This window comes from Nocardia sp. NPDC049190 (assembly GCF_040648115.1).
In the GTDB taxonomy this organism is placed as follows: domain Bacteria; phylum Actinomycetota; class Actinomycetes; order Mycobacteriales; family Mycobacteriaceae; genus Nocardia.
Window position 1 is genome coordinate 47,741 of the sequence record NZ_JBEZDE010000030.1, and the last position, 22,655, is coordinate 70,395.

Annotated in this window: 7 protein-coding genes; 2 read left to right on the forward strand and 5 right to left on the reverse strand. The window is 68.6% G+C overall.

Annotated elements, in window-relative coordinates; genetic code table 11:
* Entirely contained in the window at window positions 1-1,311 is a 1,311-nt protein-coding gene (locus AB0B25_RS23770) for a helix-turn-helix domain-containing protein (RefSeq protein WP_357183326.1), read from the forward strand.
* A gap of 56 nt (window positions 1,312-1,367) precedes the next feature.
* Window positions 1,368-1,907 carry a YaeQ family protein gene (locus AB0B25_RS23775; RefSeq protein WP_357183329.1) on the forward strand — a complete coding sequence of 180 codons (540 nt, stop codon included), beginning with the start codon at window positions 1,368-1,370 and terminating at the stop codon, window positions 1,905-1,907.
* A 214-nt stretch (window positions 1,908-2,121) separates the two neighbouring features.
* On the opposite strand, the gene AB0B25_RS23780 is transcribed toward AB0B25_RS23775, so the two are convergent.
* The 5 genes from AB0B25_RS23780 to AB0B25_RS23800 form a co-directional block, all read right to left on the reverse strand.
* Entirely contained in the window at window positions 2,122-3,297 is a 1,176-nt protein-coding gene (locus AB0B25_RS23780; protein WP_357183332.1) for a cytochrome P450, read from the reverse strand.
* A gap of 225 nt (window positions 3,298-3,522) precedes the next feature.
* Window positions 3,523-11,256, reverse strand: coding sequence for a beta-ketoacyl synthase N-terminal-like domain-containing protein (locus AB0B25_RS23785; RefSeq protein ID WP_357183335.1), 7,734 nt, complete (start codon window positions 11,254-11,256; stop codon window positions 3,523-3,525).
* A 10-nt stretch (window positions 11,257-11,266) separates the two neighbouring features.
* On the reverse strand, window positions 11,267-17,563 hold the full coding sequence (locus AB0B25_RS23790; protein ID WP_357183337.1) for an SDR family NAD(P)-dependent oxidoreductase: 6,297 nt from the start codon (window positions 17,561-17,563) through the stop codon (window positions 11,267-11,269).
* Window positions 17,564-17,594: 31 nt separating this feature from the next.
* A complete protein-coding gene (locus AB0B25_RS23795; RefSeq protein WP_357183339.1) occupies window positions 17,595-19,139 on the reverse strand; it encodes a PfaD family polyunsaturated fatty acid/polyketide biosynthesis protein in 1,545 nt (514 codons plus the stop codon).
* A complete protein-coding gene (locus AB0B25_RS23800) occupies window positions 19,136-22,651 on the reverse strand; it encodes a thioesterase domain-containing protein (protein WP_357183342.1) in 3,516 nt (1,171 codons plus the stop codon). Before AB0B25_RS23800 ends, AB0B25_RS23795 begins: the two co-directional genes overlap by 4 nt.
* Window positions 22,652-22,655 lie beyond the last annotated feature (4 nt).

The following is a 22,655-nucleotide window of genomic DNA, read 5'->3' on the forward strand; positions in this document are numbered from 1 at the left end:
TTGGACAAAGATTGGACGATCGGGTTGTCGAGTTGGCCGAAGGGCGGGAAAGTGGCCGGGGAGAGTGAGTTGGCCGTCGCGGACATCGATCTGTTCGGTCTGGCGCAGATGGTCGCCCAGAACGCGGGCGGAATGGTGTCCATCGAGGACGCGCACTCGCACGTGCTGGCGTACTCGGCATCCGACCAGACCGCCGACCAGTTGCGGGTGCTGTCCATACTCGGTCGAGAGGGCCCGCGTGACTATCTGACCGTGCTGCGGAAATGGGGGGTATTCGACCGGTTGCGCGACACCGACGAGGTCATCGACATCCCCGCGCACGAGGAACTGAACATCAGACGCAGGCTGGTTGTCGGTATCCGCCATCCCGCGGACGCGGCGGCGCGTGCGCCGCGCGTGCTCGGCGCGATCTGGCTGCAGCAGGGGGACCGGCCGTTCAATCCGGACGCGGCGGAGATTCTGCGTGGCGCTTCGGCCATCGCGGGTCGATTGATCTCACGTAGCCTCGACGCACCGTCCACCGAGGCGCTGTTGATCCAGCGGCTGTTCGGCATCGCGCAGGGAGCGGTCGACGTAGACGCGGTGGCGACCGCGCTCAACCTGCCGAAGCACGGTCCGGTGGCGGTGGTGGCGTTCGCGCTCGTCGCCGCCGAGCAGCCCACCGCGCTCGAGCCCACCGCGCTCGGCAATATTTTGCGCCTGCGCGCGAGTTCGTTCCGCGGTGACTCGGTGACCACGACGCACGGCGACCGCGTCTACGTGCTGCTGCCCGGCTACCGGTCCGCGCCCGCAGTGACCGCGTGGACGCGTCAGCTGATCGAGCAGTTCGAGGCGAAGCGGTCGCTGGCATTGCGGGCTGCGATCGCCTGTCCGGTCGACGATCTCGACCGGGTGGCGGCCGCCCGGGGCGAGGTCGACCGCGTGCTGGACAACGCTGTCGCCACCGACCCGAAGGCGCGAGTGACCACGTTGGCGGAATCCCGCACCGCCGTCCTGCTCGGCGAACTGCTCGATGTGGTCGGCGCCCGCGCCGAACTGCACGATCCGCGGCTTCGTGCCCTGCTCGACTACGACCGGAAGCATTCCGCGAGCCTGCGCGAGAGTGCGGAGACATATCTGCGTGCCCACGGCGAGGTGCGTATTGCCGCTGCCGCCCTCCAGGTGCACCCGAACACACTGCGTTATCGCCTGCGCCGCGTGGAAGAAATCCTCGGCATGGACTTGGGCGACCCCGCCGACCGCCTGCTGCTCGAGATCCAGCTCGCGCTGCACCGCCGCGCCTGCGCGCGCCCGTCCGAGGCTTCGTCCTGACCGGCCCGGCCCGGCCTCAACGCATCACATGCATCCGCGGCTAAGCTCGTGCACCTATGGCTATCAGCGCAACACTCCATAACTTCGCCGTTCGACTGGCCGACATAGATCGCGATGTCTATCAGACTTTGGAGCTGCGCCTGGCACGTCACCCTTCGGAAACCGCCGAGTTCATGCTGACGCGTCTGCTGGCCTACTGCCTCGAGTATCAGGAAGGCATCGCCTTCAGCGAAGGCATTTCCGCCACCGACGAGCCCGCGGTGCTGGTGCGCGATCTCACCGGTCGACTCACCGCGTGGATCGAAGTCGGCGCACCCGACGCGGAACGCTTACACCGAGGCAGCAAGCTGGCCGGCCGCGCTGCCGTCTACACCCATCGCGATCCGGCCAAAGTGCTGGCTCAACTCGCCGGCAAGCGGATCCATCGCGCTGAGACGATCGGGCTCTACAGCTTCGATCGCGGCTTCATCGATTCCGCTGCCGCCACTGTCGAACGCCGCAACACCGTCACCCTGTCGATCACCGAGCGCCTGCTGTACCTGGACCTCAACGGCACCGGCTTCAGCACGGCGGTCGAAGAGCGTCGGCTCGGATAAGCCTCGCGGATTCGCTGACGTCGGTGAGGTGGATCCCACGACGCCGTAGCTGAACCGGGCGTGTTCGCCGGCACGAAATGGACGGTGTGACAACACCAACTCTGCGGTCCTGCATCCGTCGTAATCCACCGCGTCTGCCGACCATCCCATCATGTCGCCGATCGGTTGTCCGGCGAGGCGGCTCGATGCGGTCCGGTGGAGCGCGCTGGGTCGCTCACGGGTGGGAACGACCGGCGTAACCGAGACCAGCGACCGCGACGCGGTCCAACAGGCCTGTCTCGCGGCGCCATTCGAGCAGAGTGGTCCCGGTCAGGTTCCTCGCGAACTCTCGCAGCGCCGTGCGCATCTCCAGGCGTGCGAGCCTGTCACCCAGGCACCAATGCATTCCCAGGCCGAAGGCGATGTGGTGGTTGGCGTTCGCGCGCGCCGGAACGAACTCGTCGGCGTCGATACCGAACACCGCCGGATCGCGATTGGCAGCGCCGAGCACAAGCCGGATCGGTTGGCCTTCGCGCAGCGCAACGCCACCTGCGAGCGTGATGTCGCGGGTGGCGAACATCGGCACCACCGAGAACGGGGTCGCGTAGCGGAGAGCCTCCTGCGTGACCGCGTTCAACCAGTCGGCGTCGGCATCGGCGGCGACCTGCACGAGGTCGAGTTCGATCATGAGTCCGATGAGCAGCGAGATGGCCGTGGCGGTGGTGCTCAGGCCGGCCGCCCAACATCCCCAGACAAGGGCATCGCGCTCGTCCAGATCGATGGATTTCGCCGCATACGCACCCGACAGTTCCGCCAGCAACCCGCCTTTCGGTTCATCGTCGAACAACTGCTGGAAGAAAGCCCGAAGCGCTGGTGACTCCGGTTCGACCGCTTCGAACCCCGGCCGCCGCTCGTAGGCTTCGACTTCTTCGCGAACAATCGCCGCGGCCTCCAGCGGCAACCCCAGCAACGACGAGACGACGCGCGACGACAAGGTGGTTGCGAACTCGACGAGATCGAACTCGCCCGAGCCGGTAGCCGTCCCCTCCCGCAGCCCCCTGCGCGTCAAGTCTCCGACGGTATCTTCCAGATCGGCGACCGATCTTCGGCTGAAGTGCTTGGCGAGCAAACCATGCAGGATCGCGTGCCTGCCTGGTGAGCCGTCCGCCCGCATCTCGCTTTGGGTCCAAGGGAAGAGCAAATTGAGGTGCGGACGAGACGGCACGGGCACGCCCATGCCACCGACGAACTCGAGCAGGTACGTGAAATCGGTGCTGAACGCTCCCCGCTTCTCGAGCCTGAAGATCTCGACGACCTCTGCCATACGCGTGAAGTGCAGTGCACCTTGGTCCTCGAACGGTTCGGCCGCGCGGTAGAAGCGCGAATCCCGTGGCAGGTCGGATGGTTTCATCACGTGTCTCTTTCCGATGCGACTCGGCCGATGAGGTCGATGCTGCGAAGCGCATTACACCTCGCGGCCATAGCCGAGAACCAACCCTCCCAACCATGGGAGATCTGGTGTTCCGTCCTCCCCGGAGACGAGCCCGCCCGAGGCGCCGCGCGCGACGGACGCTCGCCGCGAATGAGGATGGCGGCCCGTCCGACCGGCTCCGGGACCGCGGTCCAGGAGGACCTGCTATTCGTCTCGGACCACCACCGAGGTAGGCAGAATCGTCACCTCGAGCCGGTAGACGTCGGCACCGAGATAGGCGCGGGATGCGGCGACGTCTGCGTCGACCTCGCCGGGATGGACGCCGAGCCTGCGACCGATATGGTCTTTCATCGCGATCTGGGCCAGCCGGTCCGCGCCGTGGCGCATCGCGGGGTTCGTTCGATCGTCGGCGTCATGCTCGCGCACGCCGCGGTCGAGAGCGTAGATCCCGGCGACTGTTCCGCTGAGCCAGTCGAGATTGTCCACCTCCGCCTGAGTCAGCCGGGTCACCCCGTTCTCGGTCCGGGACAGGCCGGTGCCTGCGACGAATGCCCGGTCACGCAAGAAGGCCCGACGCTCGGCGTGGTCGAGCGCGGCCAACGGGCCCGCAGGGACGAGCGCGTCGACGAGATGGAATGCGGCCAGGACCCGGTCTGCCTGACATACCTGCACGTCGAAGGCAGGGTGCCGGTGGTCGCCGGCCTCGAATCCGGCGAACCTGGCTCTGACGGTCAGTTCCCCTTGCGTCGGGAGGGATTCGTACAGGTTGAGCACAGTGATGCGGTGCGGGTAGCCGACCTGCCCGCGGGCGATTTCCGGTGACCAGCGCCAGAGTTCCGCGTGCGGGATGACATGTGTGCACGCGTCGAGGAGCCCTTGGTGTAGTTCGCCCCGGGGCACGCTGCCGCGGGCGGCGTCGAGAACGCCCACCGCCGCATTCGGGCCGGATCGGACCGAAACGAGGTACTGGAAACGCGGCCCATGGCTGAGGGCACCCGAGGTGTACGGATTCGGTGCGGGGCACAGGTCGGCGGGATCCGGCCATGGGGCGGGCCGGGATTCGGTGTTCCACGACAGGAGCGTGGCGATCGCGGTCGGCTCGAACCTCGACAGGGCCGGGTTCTTCGCCTCCCGCCACACCGACGCCGTGACGGCGAACCCCTGGTCGGTTCGCTGTACTTCGGTGCGCAGCTTCGTCGGGCCCGGCACCGGGGTCCACCGCTGAATCCGGAGTTCACGCAGCGCGCACACGGTCCCCAGCTGCCGTGCCGCCGCGAACATTCGGTCCATGGTCGACATCAAGGGCAGAGCCGGCACAGTCCAGGTGGGACAGTGGTCGCCTACCCAGTCGTCGACGACCGGGTCCAGAAGTTCCTCCGCCTGATACGGATCCGCGGGTACGAGCCGGACCGACAGATCCGGAACCTGGTAGATCTTGGTTCCGTCGACCCACAGTGCGGCGTCGGCGACGGCCAGGCATGCGGCGCCGGTCCACTCGATGCGCGACACCGTCAGTTCGATCGTCACGAGTCTGTTGTCCGGGGTCACCTGGCCGCGGTACTTCCACGTCAGACGTTCGTCGAGCGCGACCGACTCGAAACGCGATCCGGCAATCGATTCCTTGTCGTTCACGACGAAGCGCAACAGCCGGATCATGGCTTCGACCCCGAGCGAGCCCGGTTGCACCGGGTCCTGGAAGAAGTGCGATCGGAAATACCATTCGGCTCCGGTGATCTCCTTTTCCGCCACGATCCGGCCGAGCCCCGCGGGTCCGCCGTTCGGGTGGTAAGCGGTGATCCGGTCCCACATCCGCAGCGTCGGTTCGGAAGACGATGGTGCGCCCGGCTCGATCATCGGATCACCGGCGGCGACGAGACTCGCGCGTTCCGCGTCGGTCGCCGGCAGGCCGACCTGGTCGGCGAAGGCGTCGCGCGGGAAGAAGCCGAAGACGGTCGAGGCGGACAGCACGGGTTCGCCATTCGCGTCGCAGGCCAGGTCGAACGCGACGATGATCATGCCGGCGTGTGTCGAAATGTCGCGGAGGGTGGCTGTCGTACGCACGACGGGAGTCGACGGCGTCACCTCGGCGAGTATGGTGGCGGCGCCGTCGAGGTTGCGGAACAGCAGATCCTCTGTGGTGGACAGTGCGCAACCCGCGTAGGAGGCCAGCCAACCGCACGGCTGCAGCGCGACCTCCATCAGCACCGACACCGGCATCACCGGGCAGCCGTTCTCGTGCCAGTACCACGCGTCTGGTGGCACGTCGTACTCGGCGACCACTTGGGTGCCCGGTCGCATCGCCGCCGGCGGCGCGTCCACCGACATGATCCGGGAGACGAACTGGAACGGCGGGCCCGGGAGGCGGGCCGCACGACGGGTGCCATCGAACGGGGCGTACATCGATCCGAACGCCGCGCTGGGTCGGCCCAAGGCCGATGCGAGCAGTGCCGTCTGGTCAGCCGCGACCGTACCGGCATTCCGGGTGCCGATGACGGTGGATGGGAGTTGCGCGAGCGGCCAGTCCGGCACCAGACGGAGTCCGGCACGGCGGGCATGAAACGCCTTCACCCCGTCGACGGTGCACAGCACATCGGCGATCAGCGTGGGCACGGGGCCGCCGGAAACCTCGGCGACGAACACCTCGTAGACGATCTCCCGGCTGTCCGGAGTGACCTGGCCGCGGCAGCGCATCGGTATGGACATGTCGGTGACCGGCTCGTATCGGTACCCATCGGCATCGGTGGTGTGGCCCAGCGCTGCCAGGTAGAACGCCATCGCTTGCAGGCAGCCTTCGAGCATCAGGGTGCCCGGCATACACGGGTCGTCCTTGAAATGGCCGTCGAAGTACCCGTCACCCGGCGAAACCGGAGTCGTGGCCCGAAGATACCCGCGGCGCCAGGGTCCGCCGCAGGGTGCGAACTCGGTGATCTCACGAAGGAACAGCAGGTCGCCGTCCGCGATGCGCGGAGTGCGCACATGTGCCCGGGTCCGCCGCCATCCCGGGCCGAAACACTCCTCCGGCCGCCCGTCAGCGAACGCGGCGACCTGTTCGGCCGAGAAGGCGCTGAAGGCGCTGTCCAGCACCGGGGGATCGCAGGGCCCGTCCTGGTTCGGCTCGTCCGAGGCCGGGTCCCACAACACGCCCCTACTGGCCGCGAGTTCGGCGTCGCTGAAGAATCCGGCCTGACCGCCGCGCACACTGAGTCGGAGTTCGTCGTCGACATGGCAGTCGTAGTGGAAGAAGAACAGGCGCATGCCGCCTTGTTCCCCGTGGCCGTCGATGTGGATGTCGAAGGTCAACGTCTCGCCCGGGACCGGTGGTGCGCCGTGGAAGGTGACTTCACAACCGAGCAGCCGGTACACGCGCTCGCCACAGTTGAGCAGGTCGACACCCATCCAGCTGATGAGCAACAGGTCGGACTGCCCGGCTTCGATCATCAAACCTGCGGGCATGCGGCCGGCCGGGTCGAGGTACCAGCTGTCGGCGGTGACGTCGGTCTCGGTGTAGATCGCTCCCGTGCCCAGGCGCCCCTGCTCGGCGTCGATCCCCGTGATCCGGTCGGTGAGCAGCATCGGCGGCGCGGGCATCCGCACCTGTCGGCGAAATCCGTCCTGGGCTTGGAAGAAAGGGCCGAGAACGGCTGAGATCGGTCCCGTAGCAAGGGCTTCCAGCTGTGCCCGGTCGAACGACGGCAGTCGACGCTGCGAAGTGGGGGCTGGTGGGGGTGGCGGTGCAGCCGGGGAAGGCAGGGTATGCGGCACTGTCGAGGAAGGTAGGGGAGACGATACCGCTGGAGAGGGCAGCACAGCGGGGGCAGTCGACAGAGGCAGGGAAGGCGGCGCAGCCGGAGACGGGTGGGGTGCAGGCGAAGCAGCGGGGGAAGGCGGGCAGGGTGGGCGTAGCAGGAGATCCTGCGCGTGCGCGGCTACCGCAAGATAGTGCCGATGCATCGCCGCCTGGTCCTCGAGAAACCGCCGATGCACTTGTGCTACTTCGGCGAACAGTGTGAACGCCCGGGGGGAGGAGGTTACCGGCGGCGAGGGCTGGGCAGCGGCCGACGGCGCGAACGGGACGAGATCGGTAGCCGGTGGCGAAACGTGAGCCGCGGTGGTGGCAGGCGGTGCGAGCAGAACTGGGAAACTCACCGGCGGCAGGGCGGGTGCGGGCGCCATCGTCTCGGCGGCGGGGTACAAGTTCGGCACGGTGACCGGCGGTGGATGCGCGACCGTGCGGACCACGGGCGCCGTCGGCCGGGTGGGGTTATCGGTGACGCTGAGCCGCTCGAACAAGTCCGCGTGACGCACACCGATTCCGGCCGCGCTCAACTCGGCGACGGCTCTGATCAGGCTGCGCTGCCCCTGTCCGTCGGCGGAGTCCAGCGCAACGGCCAGGTGCTCTCGGCTACCGAGGATCTGCGAGATCCAGCTCGTGCACAATGCGCGCGGGCCGTGTTCGACGAAGATCCGAACGCCGTCGGCCCACGCTTTCTCCACCGTGGCAACGAAATCGATGGTGCCGGCGGCTTGTTCGGTGATGGCCGCCGCGGCGGTCGCCCGCGAAACGGTGTAGGAGGACGCGATAGCACAGGAATAGAAGCGGACACCGGACAGTTCGGTGGTCGGCCTGTCGTGCAGGCGCCACCACTCGTCGCGGACCTGCTCGACCTCCGGGATATGCACGGCGATGTCGTAGCCGAGCGGGAGCGCATGTACCCCGCTGAGCGTGGCGAGCACCCTGGCGCAACCCTGGGCTTCGCCGCCCAGCACACACACTGCGGGCGCGCTGATCGCCATGAGTCGAACGGTGGGCTCGTCGCGCAGCGCCGCACGCACCGTGTCCGCGTCGGCGTTGACGAGGTAGCTGGTCCACCGACCATCGTCGATGCCGTGCGCGCGCCATGCGCGGCGTACCGTTTCGAGGTCGCCTGCCACTTCTCGGGTGAACAGCGCGGACCGCTGGGCGTCGGCGACCAATTGCGGCACCTCACGCCACGCACCCATCGCGACGAGGGAATTGGTCTCGCCGGACGAATAGCCCAACACCGCCGCCGGTTCGAGGCCGAGGACGCCGCGGGTCAGCTCCGTGTGGACCTGAGCGAGCAGGGAAGCGCCCCAGATCTGGTTGAGCACGTGGGGGACCTCCGTGCCGTCGCCGGTGTAGGCCCAACCGGCGAAGTCGCGGAGCGGACCACAACGGCGTTCGAGGCGATCCACGATGTCCGGGAAGGCCAGCAGCACATCGCGCCCCATCCGCGGGTAGCACGCGGAACCGTTGGTGTAGACGAACGCGACCTCACCCTCGACCGGCCGCTCCCGGAAGGCGACGCCCTCCGGACGCACCCCCCGACCATCGAGCCACCGCTGCGCGGCAGTGATGCGGGTGGCCAGCTGCTCGGCGTCCTCGGCGGTCACGACCAGCCGAGCAGGACCGTGATCTGCTTCGACTCCGGCGCGGGCGGCGGCAAGCGCGCTCGGGGCATCGACCCCGGAGTAGATGTGTTGGCGCACCAGAGGTTCGGTAGTCCACGGTGCAGCGTCTGCAGCGGTCAGGACGGTGACGGCGGAGGACGCGCCGAGTGTCTCGACGGCGACGGTGGCGCGCCGGATCCCGAGCGATGGATCGGCGACACGTCCGACTCGAGGCACTGCGCGGTGTCGCAGCGCGACGGCGGCGCAGGCGACGGCGAGTAACGACTTCGCAGCGTGCGGAACACCGAAAAGAGCTGCCGGATCGAACCTTTCCAGCCCGGTGCCGCCGACCGCCGCGTCCCCGACCAACAGCTCGGCGTCACCGGCGCCGCCGACTACGGCGAGTATCGTATCGCCGTCGCGGCGGGCGTCGGCGACACGTTTGAGGACGAACACCACCGCCGCGTCACCCGGTTCGGCATGGATACCTACTGCTTGTGCGGCGTTGCGGTGGACAGGCTCGTGCGAGAGGTCTACCGCACCCACGAGAGCGGCGTCCGCCGAGCCGTCGTGCAAAGCACGGCAACCCAGCTCCAGCGCGACGATTCCGGACGCTTCCTCGGCGGAGACGGTGAAGCCGGGCCCGCCGAGGTCGAGCTGGGAGTTGATCCGGTTGGCGACGATATTGGGCATCGTGCCCAGCACCGCGGGCGCCGTCAGCGGCGCGGCGAAAGCGTCCTGAACGGCTTCGCGTCCCTCGGTCGCCGCCACGTGCGCCGCCACGCGCACGCGTGCTGGATGGCGAGCGACCTGGGCGTCGCATCCCATCCCGATCAGGACGGTCGTGCGTTCCCGCGGCAGGACGACGCGACCCGCGGCCTCCCGAGCCGCTTCGAGGACGGCGATCTGCTGCCCGAGCGCCTCCCGCAGATCGGCTGGCGGCGTGCGCAGGCCATCCAGCTCCACGTCGTACTCTGTGGCCGGTTCCAGCCGCGCGATGCCGCTGAGCACACTGTCGCGAAACTCGGCGTAGTTCCGACAGGTTCCGACTCGGGCGCCGATCGCGACGATCGCCACCGCTTCGCCGGGCTCGGGGGTCGGGTCCGCCTGCGCAGCCCCTCCGTCGTCCACCGCCCTCCGCGCCCCGGGTACCTCGTGTGCAGTGTCAGGTCGGTCCGAGCGAGCACCGCCGGACCGGCGCTGTGGTGGAGCGAGTGCCGCTGCGCTGTCTCCCGGACCCGGGTCCAGCACGAGGTGGGCGTTGTTGCCGCCGAAACCGAAGGCGCTGATTCCCGCACGTCGCGGGCCATCCCACGGCTCGGCCTCGCGCAGCAGTCGCAGGGGAGTGCCGCGCAGGGTGTCGACCGGGTCGTCGGTCGCGAGCGTCGGCGGTCGAACGGCGGCCTCGAAGGCGCTGAGCACCTTGAGGAGCCCGGCCACGCCGGCTGCGGTGACGAGATGTCCGGTATTGGACTTGACCGAACCGATCGGGAGATCCGATGCGTCCCCGAACACGTCCGCCATCGCGCGCACCTCGGTCGTATCGCCGAGCGGCGTGCCGGTGGCGTGGCATTCGAGCAGAGACACCGACTCCGGTGCGACTCCGGCGAGGGCGTAGGTCTGCCGGATCGCCCTGAGCTGTCCCGCCTGCGACGGGACGAGCAGCCCAGCGCCGCGGCCGTCGTTCGACAGGCCGATCCCGCGGATCACCCCGAATACCCGCACGTTCGCCGCCAGCGCGTCGGACAGTCGCATGAGTGCCACGAACCCGCAACCCTCGGCGGGCACCAACCCGTCGGCGCCACGGTGGAACGGTCGGCTGCGGCCGGTGGGGCTGAGCGCCCCGAGGGCGCTGAAGGCCAGGTGCACTGCGAGGTCGTCGACGCGGTTCACCGCGCCGGCCACCATCACATCCGCGGTGCGGGCATGTAGCCGGTCGCACGCGAGTTTGATCGCATACAGCGCGGAAGCGCATGCCGCGTCGAGCGCGAACGCACCCCCGCCCAGGCCGAGCGCTGCGGCCGCGAAGTGTGCGGGCATGGCCGACGAGAACCGATCGAGGGCTGCCGGTCCGTCCGAAAGCAAGCCGCGCAACTCTGGTTGTTCGGCAAGCCACACGCCCTCCGCATAGCGCACCAACCCATCGGTGGGCATGGACAGATTGCCGAGGACAAGACCTGTCCGGTCGCGGGGTCTGTCCTCTCCGGCTTCCCGCAGCGCGGCGCGCACACCGTGCAGCACCCAGCGGAACGACGGGTCCAGCGTGGCGATCTCGGCACGCCCGACCAGGAAGCCGTCCGGTTGGAAGATGTCGTCGAAGCCGTGCACGTAGCCTCCGGCAGCGCTGCGCACCGGAGCCGGCGCCGGGCCGACGACCTGCGTCATCGCCGCGTCCGGCAGCCGCCACCGGCCCGTGCTCGCGGTCGAGACGCTGAGTCGGCCGGAGACGACGTTGTGCCAGAACGCGTCCGGGGTCAGTGCGTCCGGTAACACGCAACCTCGGCCGACCACCGCGACGGGTTCGAACACCGCGGTTCTCCTAACCGGTGGTGTCGGGCCGGGCGATCAGCCGGACCCCGCCGAGTTCGAACAGTACGGTCCCCGCCGACGTGCAGACCTGGATGTCGCAGCCGGCTTCGCTGCCGCCGGCCCGCGTTGCCCGCACCTGCACTCGCGCGTCGCCGTCGAGCGGGCCGGGGACGAAAAGCCGAAACTCCCCGACTCCCATGGGCAATACCGCGGTCCCGAGTGCGTGTTCGGCCCATAGCGTCGCCAGTTGCAGCGCGCCGTCGACCGCCGCCGGGTCGGTGTGTCGGTGCGCCTCGGGCCAGTTTCGTGCCCGAGTGCCGGTCACCACGCCCGCCGCACCGTGCGGTGCGACGCCCTCGACCGCAGCGATCACCTGAAACGCCGGCCCATGGAACAGCACCTGACCGTCGTAGGTCTCCCGGCCCAGCGGTCGCAGGTCGACCAATTCGGTCCATCGGCGTGGTGGGACGCCGGGAACTGTTGCCCGCGCCCGGAAGTGCGGTCGTCCCCCTGATCCGAACACGGTGAGCGTCAGTGGGCCCACCGGGTCGGAACGGTCGGCGGTCAGGCGCAGAACCCGGCTGCCGGTTGCGAAATCGTCCAGCGCGATCTTGCTCAGTACTTCGAGGCCGGTGATGGTGGTGGTGGTTTCATCGGGCACACTTGCCCGTACTGCACCGGTGAACCACTCCAAAACCATCGCGACCGGGACCACCGGCACACCGCCGATCTGATGATCGGTCAGGTAGGCGTGCTCGCGGGCGGTCAGTGCGATCTCGCCGCTTGTTCCGGAACCGATGTCGGGGCGACTTGCTGCCCGTACGACGCACACCGGTCCGGCACCGTCCCGCAGCTCCTCGACGAAGGCTTCGGCGCCGCCCGCCAGTGGTATCAGCGGCATGCCTGCGGCGCGGAAGTGCGCCGCGAGCGACTCGTCGACCATGCCTCCTTCCCATGGGCCCCAGGCGATCGCGCGCACCAGGCAGTCTTCCCGTCTGCCCTGTTCCGCCGCCGCGAGCTGCGCGACAACCTCGTTCGCCATCGCGTAGTCGCCCTGTCCGGTGTTGCCGTAGCATGCCGCCACCGACGAGAACACGCACAGCAGTTCGAGCGGATCATCGTCGAGCGCGGCGAGCAACGCGCGCAGTCCGCCGACCTTCGTCTCGAATACCCGCTCGAACTGTTCGTCGCTCTTGTCGCGAATGGCCTTGTCGGCGAGCACACCCGCGCCGTGTACGAGTCCGGTGATCGGCCCCCATTCCGCGCGGACGTCCGCGACCGCGGTGCGCATGGCCTCGACGTCGGTCACGTCCGCTGAAACGTAACGCACCGACGAGCCCGCAATCTGCAACGCACGCACAGTCTCGCGGATCTCCCGCACCGCGAGGACCGCGGCGGTCTCACTTCTGATGCGCCGGGGATCGGGTGTCTCGCCGCCGGCACGAAGGTGTTCGATGATGGCAGCACGAACTGCCGTCTCGCCGTGCGCCGCCCGCAGCCACGCCGGTTCGTCGGCGAGTGGCGTCCGCCCGATCAGGACCAGCTTTGGTGCGCTGTCTTCGGCGAGCGCACGGAGGGCGGCCGCGGTCACTCCTCGCGCACCGCCACTGACCACGATCACCGAATGCGGACCGACGGCTTTCCCGGTTGTCGCGCAGGGCGGAAGTGTCACTGTTTCGAGGACGGTCCGGTCACCGCTCGCGGTCAGCCCTACATCGGTCGACGTGCCGCCGTTGAGCAGTTCCTGCGCGATCGCGCGGGCGATGGCGGCGTCGGTGCGGCCGCGGGTGTCACAGTCGATCGCTTTCACGCTGACCTGTGGCCATTCTCGCGCGGCCGTACGTGCCAGGGCCGCGAGACCCGTCGGGGTCGGTGTGGTACCCGACCGGCCGAAGTCGCCCCCGGTGTCCTGAACGGTGACGAAGACTCCGGGCCCGGCGAGTCGCTCGGTCGCGAAGGTTCGCGCCAACCGGAAGGCATCGCGATCGGCGGCGCGTGCCGCCTCCACGATACCCAGCGTGCCGAGATGGATCAGGCCATGGGCGTCCGCAGTGGGTTCGGCGTCGGCGAAGGCGTCGACGCCGGCGTCGAGGAGTTCCTTCGCGAGCAGATCGGCGATACCGGCCCTACCGCCGGTGATCGCGACCCGGCTGCCGAGCAGACCAGGCAGGGCGAGACCGGCGGCCGCGTGTGGCATGGGCCGTAGCGCCAGTCGTAACGGCAGCCCGCCGTCGTCAGCCGGCAGGGCGCGCGCGTCGTCAGGTTTCGTCAGGCTGCCCGCAGTCGAAGGCTCGCCCGCCTGTGGGACAGTCCCACTGGCGCCGAGTAGTTCGGCGACTTGGGCGAGGGTTCGTGCGGCGCCGAGGGTTGGTGCGTCGATGTGGTGTACGTGGGGGAATCGTTCGCGGACGGCGGACATGATTTCGACTCGTTTGATGGAGTCGATGCCGAGGTCTGCTTCGAGTTCCATGCTGACGTCGAGGACGTCGATGGGGTATCCGGTTTTTTCGGCGACGACGGCCAAGAGTCCGGTGACGTCGGTTGTTTGTTCGGTTGTGGGTGGGGTGGTGGTTGGTGTTTGTTCGGTGGCGCCGAGTAGTTCGGCGACTTGGGCGAGGGTTCGTGCGGCGCCGAGGGTTGGTGCGTCGATGTGGTGTACGTGGGGGAATCGTTCGCGGACGGCGGACATGATTTCGACTCGTTTGATGGAGTCGATGCCGAGGTCTGCTTCGAGTTCCATGCTGACGTCGAGGACGTCGATGGGGTATCCGGTTTTTTCGGCGACCACGGCCAACAGTCCGGTCACATCCGCTGATGCGACGGCGGTCGGGGCCGAGGAGGCCGCAACGGGCAATGGCTCGACGACCGGAGTCTGAGGCGCGGGACGTGTTTGCGGCGCCGGCGGCATAATCGTGGGCTCCGGCACGCTGTGCGTGACAACGGCAGGGGCGGCGGTGCCGTTCATCGCTGGAGGGTGGTGGGCCGGCGTGGTCGTCGGGTCCGGCAGCGCCGTAGGCGGTATCGGTGCGGGCGTCCCGCCTGCGAGCCCGATGAGCGCGGCCTCCGAAAGCCGGAGAAACGCAAGGTGCGACTCCGCCATCATCTGCTGGTAGGCACTGTGGGCTTCGCTCGCCAGCCGCTGCGTTTCCCGCAGCGCGTCGAGCCAGTCGGGGCCCGCTGCGACGGGTCGGTCGGTCGGCGGTGCGGTGGCAGGCGCCGTAGGTGGTGGTGTGGCGGCCGGCGGCGCGAACCCGTTACGGGCTACCGTCGGAGAGAGCCCGTTTGTTGTAGTCGACGAGAACCCGTTGCCCGGTGCTTGCGGAAGCCCGTTGACCGGTGCCGACCGGAGCCCCTTGTCTGCTGCCGTCGGCGGAAGCCCGTTGTCCGGTGCCGTCGATGGGAGCCCGTGGCCGACCTGGGTCGCCGACATCGGCGGGTTCGGTGGTGGCAGCGCGGCGGAACCGCCGGCAGGTGGGTAGGGCTTGCCGTAGTTGGCGCCGAGCAAGTCGACGGTCGCCGGAGATGGCTTGTTGCTCACGGTCTTCTCTTCCGGTCGAGGGTCGTAGGCGCTCCACAGAGCCTTGAAGTCCAGGTGCAGACCCCCGACGGCCAACCGCGCCAACGCATCGTGCACGGCTTCCAGTCCTCGGGACGTCGCCCGGTCGAGGCTCACTGCCGAGTGGTCACGTCCTGCGAGGACCTCCCCGACGAGCCGGGTGAGCGTCGAGCCCGCGCCGACCTCGATGAATGTCCGGATACCGTCGGCGTACATGGTTTCGAGCTGATCGACGAATCGGACCGGGACCGTGAGTTGTTCGGCGAGACCGGCGCGCACCGCCTCCGGATCGGCGGGGTATCGCGTGCCTCGGGCATTCCCGTACACCGGAATGCCCGGTTCCCGGATCACGGCCGTGTCGAGGGCCGCACGAAACGGAGCCGCGGCGGCGGCGACCAACGGGGTATGGAACGCGCCGGCCGCCTCGAGCCGCCGCACGGTGTGCCCCGCCTCGGCCGCCCGCCGCTCGAAAGCGACCACCGCGCTCGTCGCACCGGACACTACGACTTGTCTCGGCGCGTTGTGGTTGGCCACCCACAGGCGACCGCCGCCGGTGGATTCGACCAGTGCCCGAATGTCGTCCAGGGTGCCGATCACCGCGGCCATCGCACCCGGCTCGGCCGCGGCGTCGCGCATGAGCTCACCCCGGCGCCGGGCCAGGGTCAGCAGTGTCGCACTGTCGAAACAGCCCGCCGCGTGCAGCGCGACCAGTTCGCCGAAACTGTGCCCCCCGAGGGCATCCGGACGCACATCCAGGATGCGCAGCAACGCGAGTGTGGCCAGGCTCTGCGCGGCGAGCGCCGGCTGCGCCCGCTCGGTTCGCGTGAGCCCGGCTTGCTGTGCCGCGCGTTCGTCGCTGGTGAACACAGGTGGTGGGAACACGACCCGATGGAGCGGTTCGTCCTCGGAACTGCCGAGTGCCGCGACGGCGTCCCAGCTCTCCCGTGCCGCGGGCACCATCATCGCCAGTTCCGCGCCCATGTCGACGTATTGGCTGCCCTGACCGGAGAACAGGAACCCGACCGGCCCGGGTTCGGCGATTGTCGCGCCGTAATGTACGCCGCCCGGCCCTGCGAAGGACTCCGCCGGGGCCGCCGCGATACGGTCGGCGGCGGCCCGCAGGGTCACCGCGAGATCGTCCGCGTCGGTGACGACCACGCCGAGGCGCGCGGGTGCCGTCGGATCGAAGGCTTCCTGAGTTCTCCTCGCTATGGCGACGATCCGGTCGGTGCTGTCGGCGAGTGCACGAGCCGCCGCTACCAGTGCAGCCGGTGATTCCGCGGCCAGCAGCACCAGCTCGCTGCCTGCGACGCGGAAGGGCGCAGCCGCGCATGCTGATCCGGCCGAAGGCACGTACTCCTCGAGTACGACGTGAAAGTCCGTGCCGCCGAAGCCGAAACTGGACACGCCGGCACGTCGGGGGTGGCTGCCGTCACTGATCCACGGCCGTGCCTTCGTATTCAAATAGAAGGGGCTGCCCTCCAGTTCGAGCGCCGGGTTGGGCCGGTCCACCTTGATCGTCGGGGGAAGGACGCGGTGGTGCAGTGCCAGCGTCGCCTTGAGCAGGCCCGCGGCGCCCGCCGCGTTCTTGGTATGTCCGATCTGCGATTTCACCGATCCCAGCGCACACCACCCGGAATCGGTGCGACCGGCCTCGCCGAAGACCGCACGCAGCGCGGCGACCTCGGCCGCGTCACCGGCGGCCGTCCCCGTGCCGTGTGCCTCGACCAGCTCGACCGTGTCGGGCCCGTAGCCGGCCATCTCATAGGCCCGGCGCAGCGCCCGAGCCTGGCCGGTGGACTGCGGCGCGTAGATCGCGCCGCCGCGGCCGTCCGACGCCGTGCCGATGCCGCGGATCACCGCGAATATCCGGTCACCATCTCGTTCGGCGTCGGCGAGTCGCCGCAGCGCGAACATCACGACACCCTCACCGAGAATCATGCCGTCGGCAGCGGCGGAGAACGGGCGGCAGTCCCCGGTCGGTGAGAGCGCCGGGGTCTTGCTGAAGCTGGTGTAGGTGACCGGGTCGTTGAGCGTGTCCACACCGCCGGTCACGACGAGATCGGCCTGGCCCAGCGCGAGTTCGTTGATCCCGCTCGACAGCGCCGCCAAGGAACTCGCACAGGCGGCGTCGGTGGTGTAGTTACTGCCGTGCAGATCGAACCGGTTCGCGATTCGACCCGCGACGACGTTGCTGAGCATGCCGGGCAGGCTCCCCTCTTGCCACGGCACGTAGTGCTCGGCGACCCGGTCGCAGATCGCCTGGGCCTGGTCCTCCGGGATACCGCTCGCGCGCAGCGCGGCGAGCCACACCGGTCGCTCCATCCGCGCGGCCATCGTGGTGAGCAGTTCGAGTGCGGACGTGCCGAGGATGACACTGACCCGCTCCCGGTCCACGGTGGACATCCGGTGCGGCTCGAGCGACGACAACAGTTGTTCGGCTACGACCAGCGCGAGGAGCTGGCTGGTGTCGGTGGCCTCGATCGTTTTCGGTGGAATGCCGAAGGAGAGCGGATCGAACGGCACCGGGGAGAGAAACGCGCCCCGCCGTGCGTAGGTCTTGTCCGGCGCCCCGGGATCGGCGTCGTAGTAATCGTCGACGAGCCAGTGTGTCGCCGGGACCGCTGTCACTCGGTCCGCGCCGGACACGATCGTCCGCCAGAACCCATCCGCACCAGGAGGTCCCGGCAGCAGGGCGCTCACGCCGACGATCGCGACGGGCGGCGCGATCCTGGCACCAATCTCGGACATGGTCGAGCTTTCCTTCAGTCGAATTTCTTGGCTACGCGAGTGGCCGGGGCACGAACTCGAATGCCGTCGACGGCACCGGCACCCCGTAGGTGCGCAGCTGGTGGGCTCGCGTGAGCACTGCGGCACCCTCCAACAGGTTGCGGGCTACCTGCACCACGTCGCGTCGCGCGGGATCGGCCAGGAAGCTGCCGGCCACCCAGTCGTTGAACGCGCCGACCGCCGGCCCGCACCACAGCTGGTAGTCCGCGAGCCGGGAGTTCTCGCCCTCGATTGCCCACCAGCTGGACTTGCCCAAATACCAGCGGAAGGTCAACGCCATCCGATGTTTCGGCTCGGCTTCGGCGCGAAGGACTTCGGCCGCGTCCCGGTCGAGCCAATACTGGCGGGTCTGGGCCCAGATGTCGGCGATGCTCGCCCGGAACACCGTCCGTTCCAGCTTGTTCCGCTCAGGATCCGGAATCGACTCGAGCGACTCGAAGTCCTGGTAGAGCCGGTAGAGAAGGTTGGCGCGGGTCCCGAACATCGTGCCGCGCCGCAACACCTGTACTTTGACGCCGAGTTCGAACATGTCCGAGGCCGGCGCCATCATCACGTCCGCGATGTCGGCCTGCGCGAGTAGTTCCTTGGCCGCCGCGGAAACTCCCGCTTCGACACACGTCTGGTTCACCGAACCGGTCACCACGTAGGCCGCCCCGGCGGCGAATGCCGCTGCCACGCTGTGCGGGGTGCCCAACCCGCCGGCGACCCCGATCCGTACTCGGCGGCCGTATCCGGCAGGATCGGGGACCCGCGCCGCGAGCGCGAGCATTCGTGGCAGCAACGACACCAGAGGCCGGTTGTCGGTGTGCCCGCCGCTGTCGGCCTCCACGGTCAGGTCCTCGGTCACCGGGACGTGCGCGGCCACTTCCGCCTCGGCGGTGGTGAGCCGGCCCTGGGCGCACAGCGCGGCCAGGATCGCCTGGGGCGGCGGCGACAGGAACTTCTCGGCGACCTCGGGCCGGGAGACCTTGGCGAACACATGTCGAGGCCGAACGACACGGCCATCCCGGTCCCGGTGCAGACCGCTTGCGGCGAGTTGGACCACGGAGGGGGTCAGGTCCATGAACGCGGACGTCGACACGGCGCGGACGCGTTCGCGGATGAGCAGGTCCACCATGCCCTGTTCCCACCCGGGGTGTTGCGGTGCATGAATGAGGTTCACACCCCAGTTGGTGCGATCGCCCAACGCCGCGCGGATCGTTGCGATGGCTTGCTCCACCCGGGGCAGCCGAAGACCGGCCGCACCGAAGAAGCCCAGCATGTCGGCCTTGCCCATCGCGACAACCAGCTCCGTTGTCGCGATGCCGTTGGCCATTTCCCCGGCCACATAGGGAAAACGGGTGCCGTGCAGCTCGTTGAACGACCGGTCACCCAGCCATTCGGGGTACAGCGGTGGCAGTGTGGCAAGCACCGTGCGCCCGGTGGGGTCGCCGGTCATCGCGGTGATCCCACCGTTCGGCTCGGAGACGACGTGCACCTGTTCTCGGACCTGCCGAACCACCTCGGCAAGCGTCGCCGCGGGCGCGAGGACGGTCATGACGTCGTCCCCGACAGCGCATGGCCGCCGGTGAGCACTTCGCGCAGCGCGTCGGCCAAGCCCGTGGCCCCGTCCTCGGTGACGAGGGTGAAATGGTTGCCGGGCACATCGATGATCCGGAATCGGCCGGTCTGCACCGCTCCCCAGCCGTAGGCGCGGTCGCCGACCGGCATCGCCGGGGCCCGGTCCGGGTTGCTGAACACCATGGGGAGCTGCTCGTTTGCTCGCAGCAGGGTCACCGAAAGATCAGACCGCGGCGGGCGATAGCGGATATTCGCCTCCAGGTTCGCCTGATATACCCGCAACAAGAACTCCAGCTGGCGGCGCGCTCCTGCGATACCGCCACTGGTCAACTCCCGGCACACGGCGTCGCGCCGCTGCGCCAAGGACAGCTGTGGATCGAGGACGAGCGCCGAGCCGGAAGCGCCGCCTGTCGCTCGGAGCATCGCCATCAGTTCGTCCAGCGCGCCGCTTTCGTCCCATGGTGGTGTGGGTTGCCCGGGCAACGGGAGGTAGCTGTCGATCAGCACGACCTCGCCGACCTCCTCGCCGGCTGCCCGCAAGCGGCAGGCGATCTCGTAGGCCATCAGGCCGCCGAGAGAATAGCCACTGATCAAGTAGGGTCCGGAGGGTTGCACCGCCCGGATGTCACGGAGATACCGCTGCGCGAGCGCCTCGACGGTGCTCAGCGTCGGCTCGGCTCCGTCGTGACCTGGCGCCTGCAATGCGGTGAACGCGCACCATGGGCCCAGGGCGGCGGCCAGCGGCCGGAACTGGTAGGCGAGGCCGTTGGCACCGGTCACGCAGAACAACGGGCGTGGCGGGGTCAGCGGGACGGCCAGGAACGGGGTGGGCGTCCCGCTGACCCCGTTGCTCGGCGCGCCGGGCGTTGCCTGCGCCAACCGTCGCGCCGCGCTCTCGATTGTCGGGTTCTCCAACAGGACGGTAGGGGGGACGCGGAAGCCGAGCCACTCCGAAAGGTCGACGTGCAGTGCGGCGATGGCCAACGAATCGAGCGGGAAGTCGTCGAGCGAGGCGGCCTCGTCGATCTCGTCCTCGGCGATGCGGAATTCCCTGGCCAACCGACTGATCAGCCAGCTGCTGATTTCGTCGGTGCGATGCCCACCGGAAGCCTGGGTCTGCCTGTCGTCAGCGTCTGCGGTGACGTCGTTAGCCTTGCGGGCGAAGTGTTTCGTGACCAGGTCGTGCGCGTGCGCGATCGTGGTCTCGATCATCTCGAAGCCAGGCAGCCCGCCGACGTGGTAGGTCCGTCGACGTCCCTGCAGCGCCTCGAGTTTGTCGTAGATTCCGTCGGCGAGGTCTTCGCTCGCGAAGTGAGGGAAGTACGGCCAACGCCGTACGTACAGGACCTCGGTGAGTTCACCGCCGAACCGGACCACGTCGTCACGCAGGTTGGCCAGAATGTCGTCGGGCCCCACATCCTCGGCGCCGTAGGAGTAACAGGCGTACACATCCGTCCCGGCGTACCGGCTGTGATAGGACACGCAGTGCCCAGGCCCGGGACTCGCGCTGCCGTTCCGTACGGTGTAGGGCCCGTTGCGCGGTAGTCCGGTGATCCGGCACAGCACGGTGTAGAAGTCCAGCCGCCGGACCTTCGAGCCGACCGCGTGCTCGGCCGGCGTCATGTCGAGGACGTCGCCGAGTTGGTCGAGGGGAACGGCCAAGACCAGGTCGTCGGCGTGCACCGTCCCCGCCGTGGTGTGTACCGCCACGCGGTCACCGCTACGGTCGATCTCGGTGATCTCGACACCGGTCCGTACGTCGGCCAGGCTCGCCGCGATACGCTCCCACAGCGCGCCGAAGCCGCCGGCGATGGTGAACGCGTTGACGTGGCGGGCCCGGGTCAGCTCGGTGGACAGCTGGTTCAGCGTCTCGGAGACCTTGAGGAAGTACAGGGCGGGCAGATTGTCGGCGAGATAGCCGTAACCCGCCGAGGTGTAGGCGGTCTCGAACGACGTGGCCATCGCGTCGAGATCGTTGTCCCGCAACCACTCCCGCGCAGGCTGGGACAGCGCGCGCGCCGAGTGCGCGAGCCCGGGGCGGCCGATGTCCGGAAATTTCTCGGCGCGCACCCGCATGTAGCGTCCGACGCTCTCGCGGGTCAGGAACGCTGTCCTGGGGATTCTGGCCGTGAAGGTCTCCGCATCGAAGATATGCGGCGGAACGATATCCTCGGTGTCCACCCCGAACTCATCGGCCAGGGCGATGAGGTGCTCGTACCGGTCATTGCACAGGTGCGCGCCGAGATCGTAGACACGGCCGTCGATCTCCATCGACACCGATTTTCCCCCCACCACGACTTCCCGTTCGAGGACGACCACAGTGTGTCCGAGCCGCTCGAGGTGGTGCGCGGCAGCGAGCCCGCCGGGCCCCGCGCCGATGACACAGATCGTGCGGCCTCCGTCGTCCCCCTGGGCCGGACGGTAGGAGTTCCGTGCGAACCCTGGGCTTGCCGGAGCGGGCGGGGCGGTACGGGCGGCGTGCCCCGAGCGGTAGACAAGAGAGCGAGCGTGGTTCATCGACGCTGCCTCGAAGGGCGAACGAGCGAGCGCGATGCCGAGCCCTTCCGGGGCGTCTGCCGGGTCGAACGGTAGCTCCGCGGCGGGATCCTCGTCGCATACGCGGTCCAAATGGATCTCGCCGATGGTTCGGAACGGATGGGACGCCACGGGCCAGTCGGCGGCGGGTGACAGCGCGGCCTGGTTGGCCGCGGCGTCGTCGCCGAGGGGGTGCAGCTGGATCTGGAACAGTCCACGCAGTTCGCCCGACGAGGCCAGCGTGCGGACTTCGTCGCGTAACAGGGTCGACGAGCGCCGTTCCTCCGGCGTCCGAAGCAGCCGCTCGATAGGGGGAACCACCCATCCCCGGGGCGTGTGATGGCCGACATCCGGCAGGTCCGAGTCGGGAATCAACCGGTAGCGCACCAACCATGGGCGGCCGGTGCCGTCGACGTGCAGTTGTGGCACCTGCGAATTGAGGTGGTAGCGGTGATACGGATGTGCGTCCCGGATCGCGTCCACCGCCGGCTGCAACGCTCCCGGAGTCGCGCGAACGAGTTCTTCACGAGCCGCGTCGTCGCGAAGCATGAAGAATTTCATGAACGTCCAGGCGTTCGGGGCGAATACGCGGTAGCCGGTGTTGAACGTCAGGTTGAACGGTGAACTGTCGGACCCGTCCGGATCGAACCAGCGCAAGGACAGCCCGCGAATACCGGGCGCGAGGTCGTCGCTCGACACACCATTGCTGTAACGCGCCAAGACCGGGTATCGCTTGCCGCCGGCGAAGAACGGGTGCACCGGGACACCGGGGGTGTCGAAGAAGTCGATGTGTCCGCGAACGACGATCCCGGGTGCGTGGAAAACACGCGACCGTGTCAGTTTCCCCATCGCCGTCAGCTGCGCGAAGTCCGTCAGCAATTGCTGGAAGTCGTCGTCGACGTCGTACAACCGGGGGTCCTGCGCACCGTTGGAAAAGGTCAGGCCGCTACTCATCACA

Bases quoted from the DNA above. Each gene is read 5' to 3' on its own strand.
- AB0B25_RS23775 (WP_357183329.1), top strand. From the start codon at position 1,368: ATGGCTATCAGCGCAACACTCCATAACTTCGCCGTTCGACTGGCCGAC.
- AB0B25_RS23780 (WP_357183332.1), bottom strand. From the start codon at position 3,297: ATGAAACCATCCGACCTGCCACGGGATTCGCGCTTCTACCGCGCGGCC.
- AB0B25_RS23790 (WP_357183337.1), bottom strand. From the start codon at position 17,563: ATGTCCGAGATTGGTGCCAGGATCGCGCCGCCCGTCGCGATCGTCGGC.
- AB0B25_RS23795 (WP_357183339.1), bottom strand. From the start codon at position 19,139: ATGACCGTCCTCGCGCCCGCGGCGACGCTTGCCGAGGTGGTTCGGCAG.
- AB0B25_RS23800 (WP_357183342.1), bottom strand. From the start codon at position 22,651: ATGAGTAGCGGCCTGACCTTTTCCAACGGTGCGCAGGACCCCCGGTTG.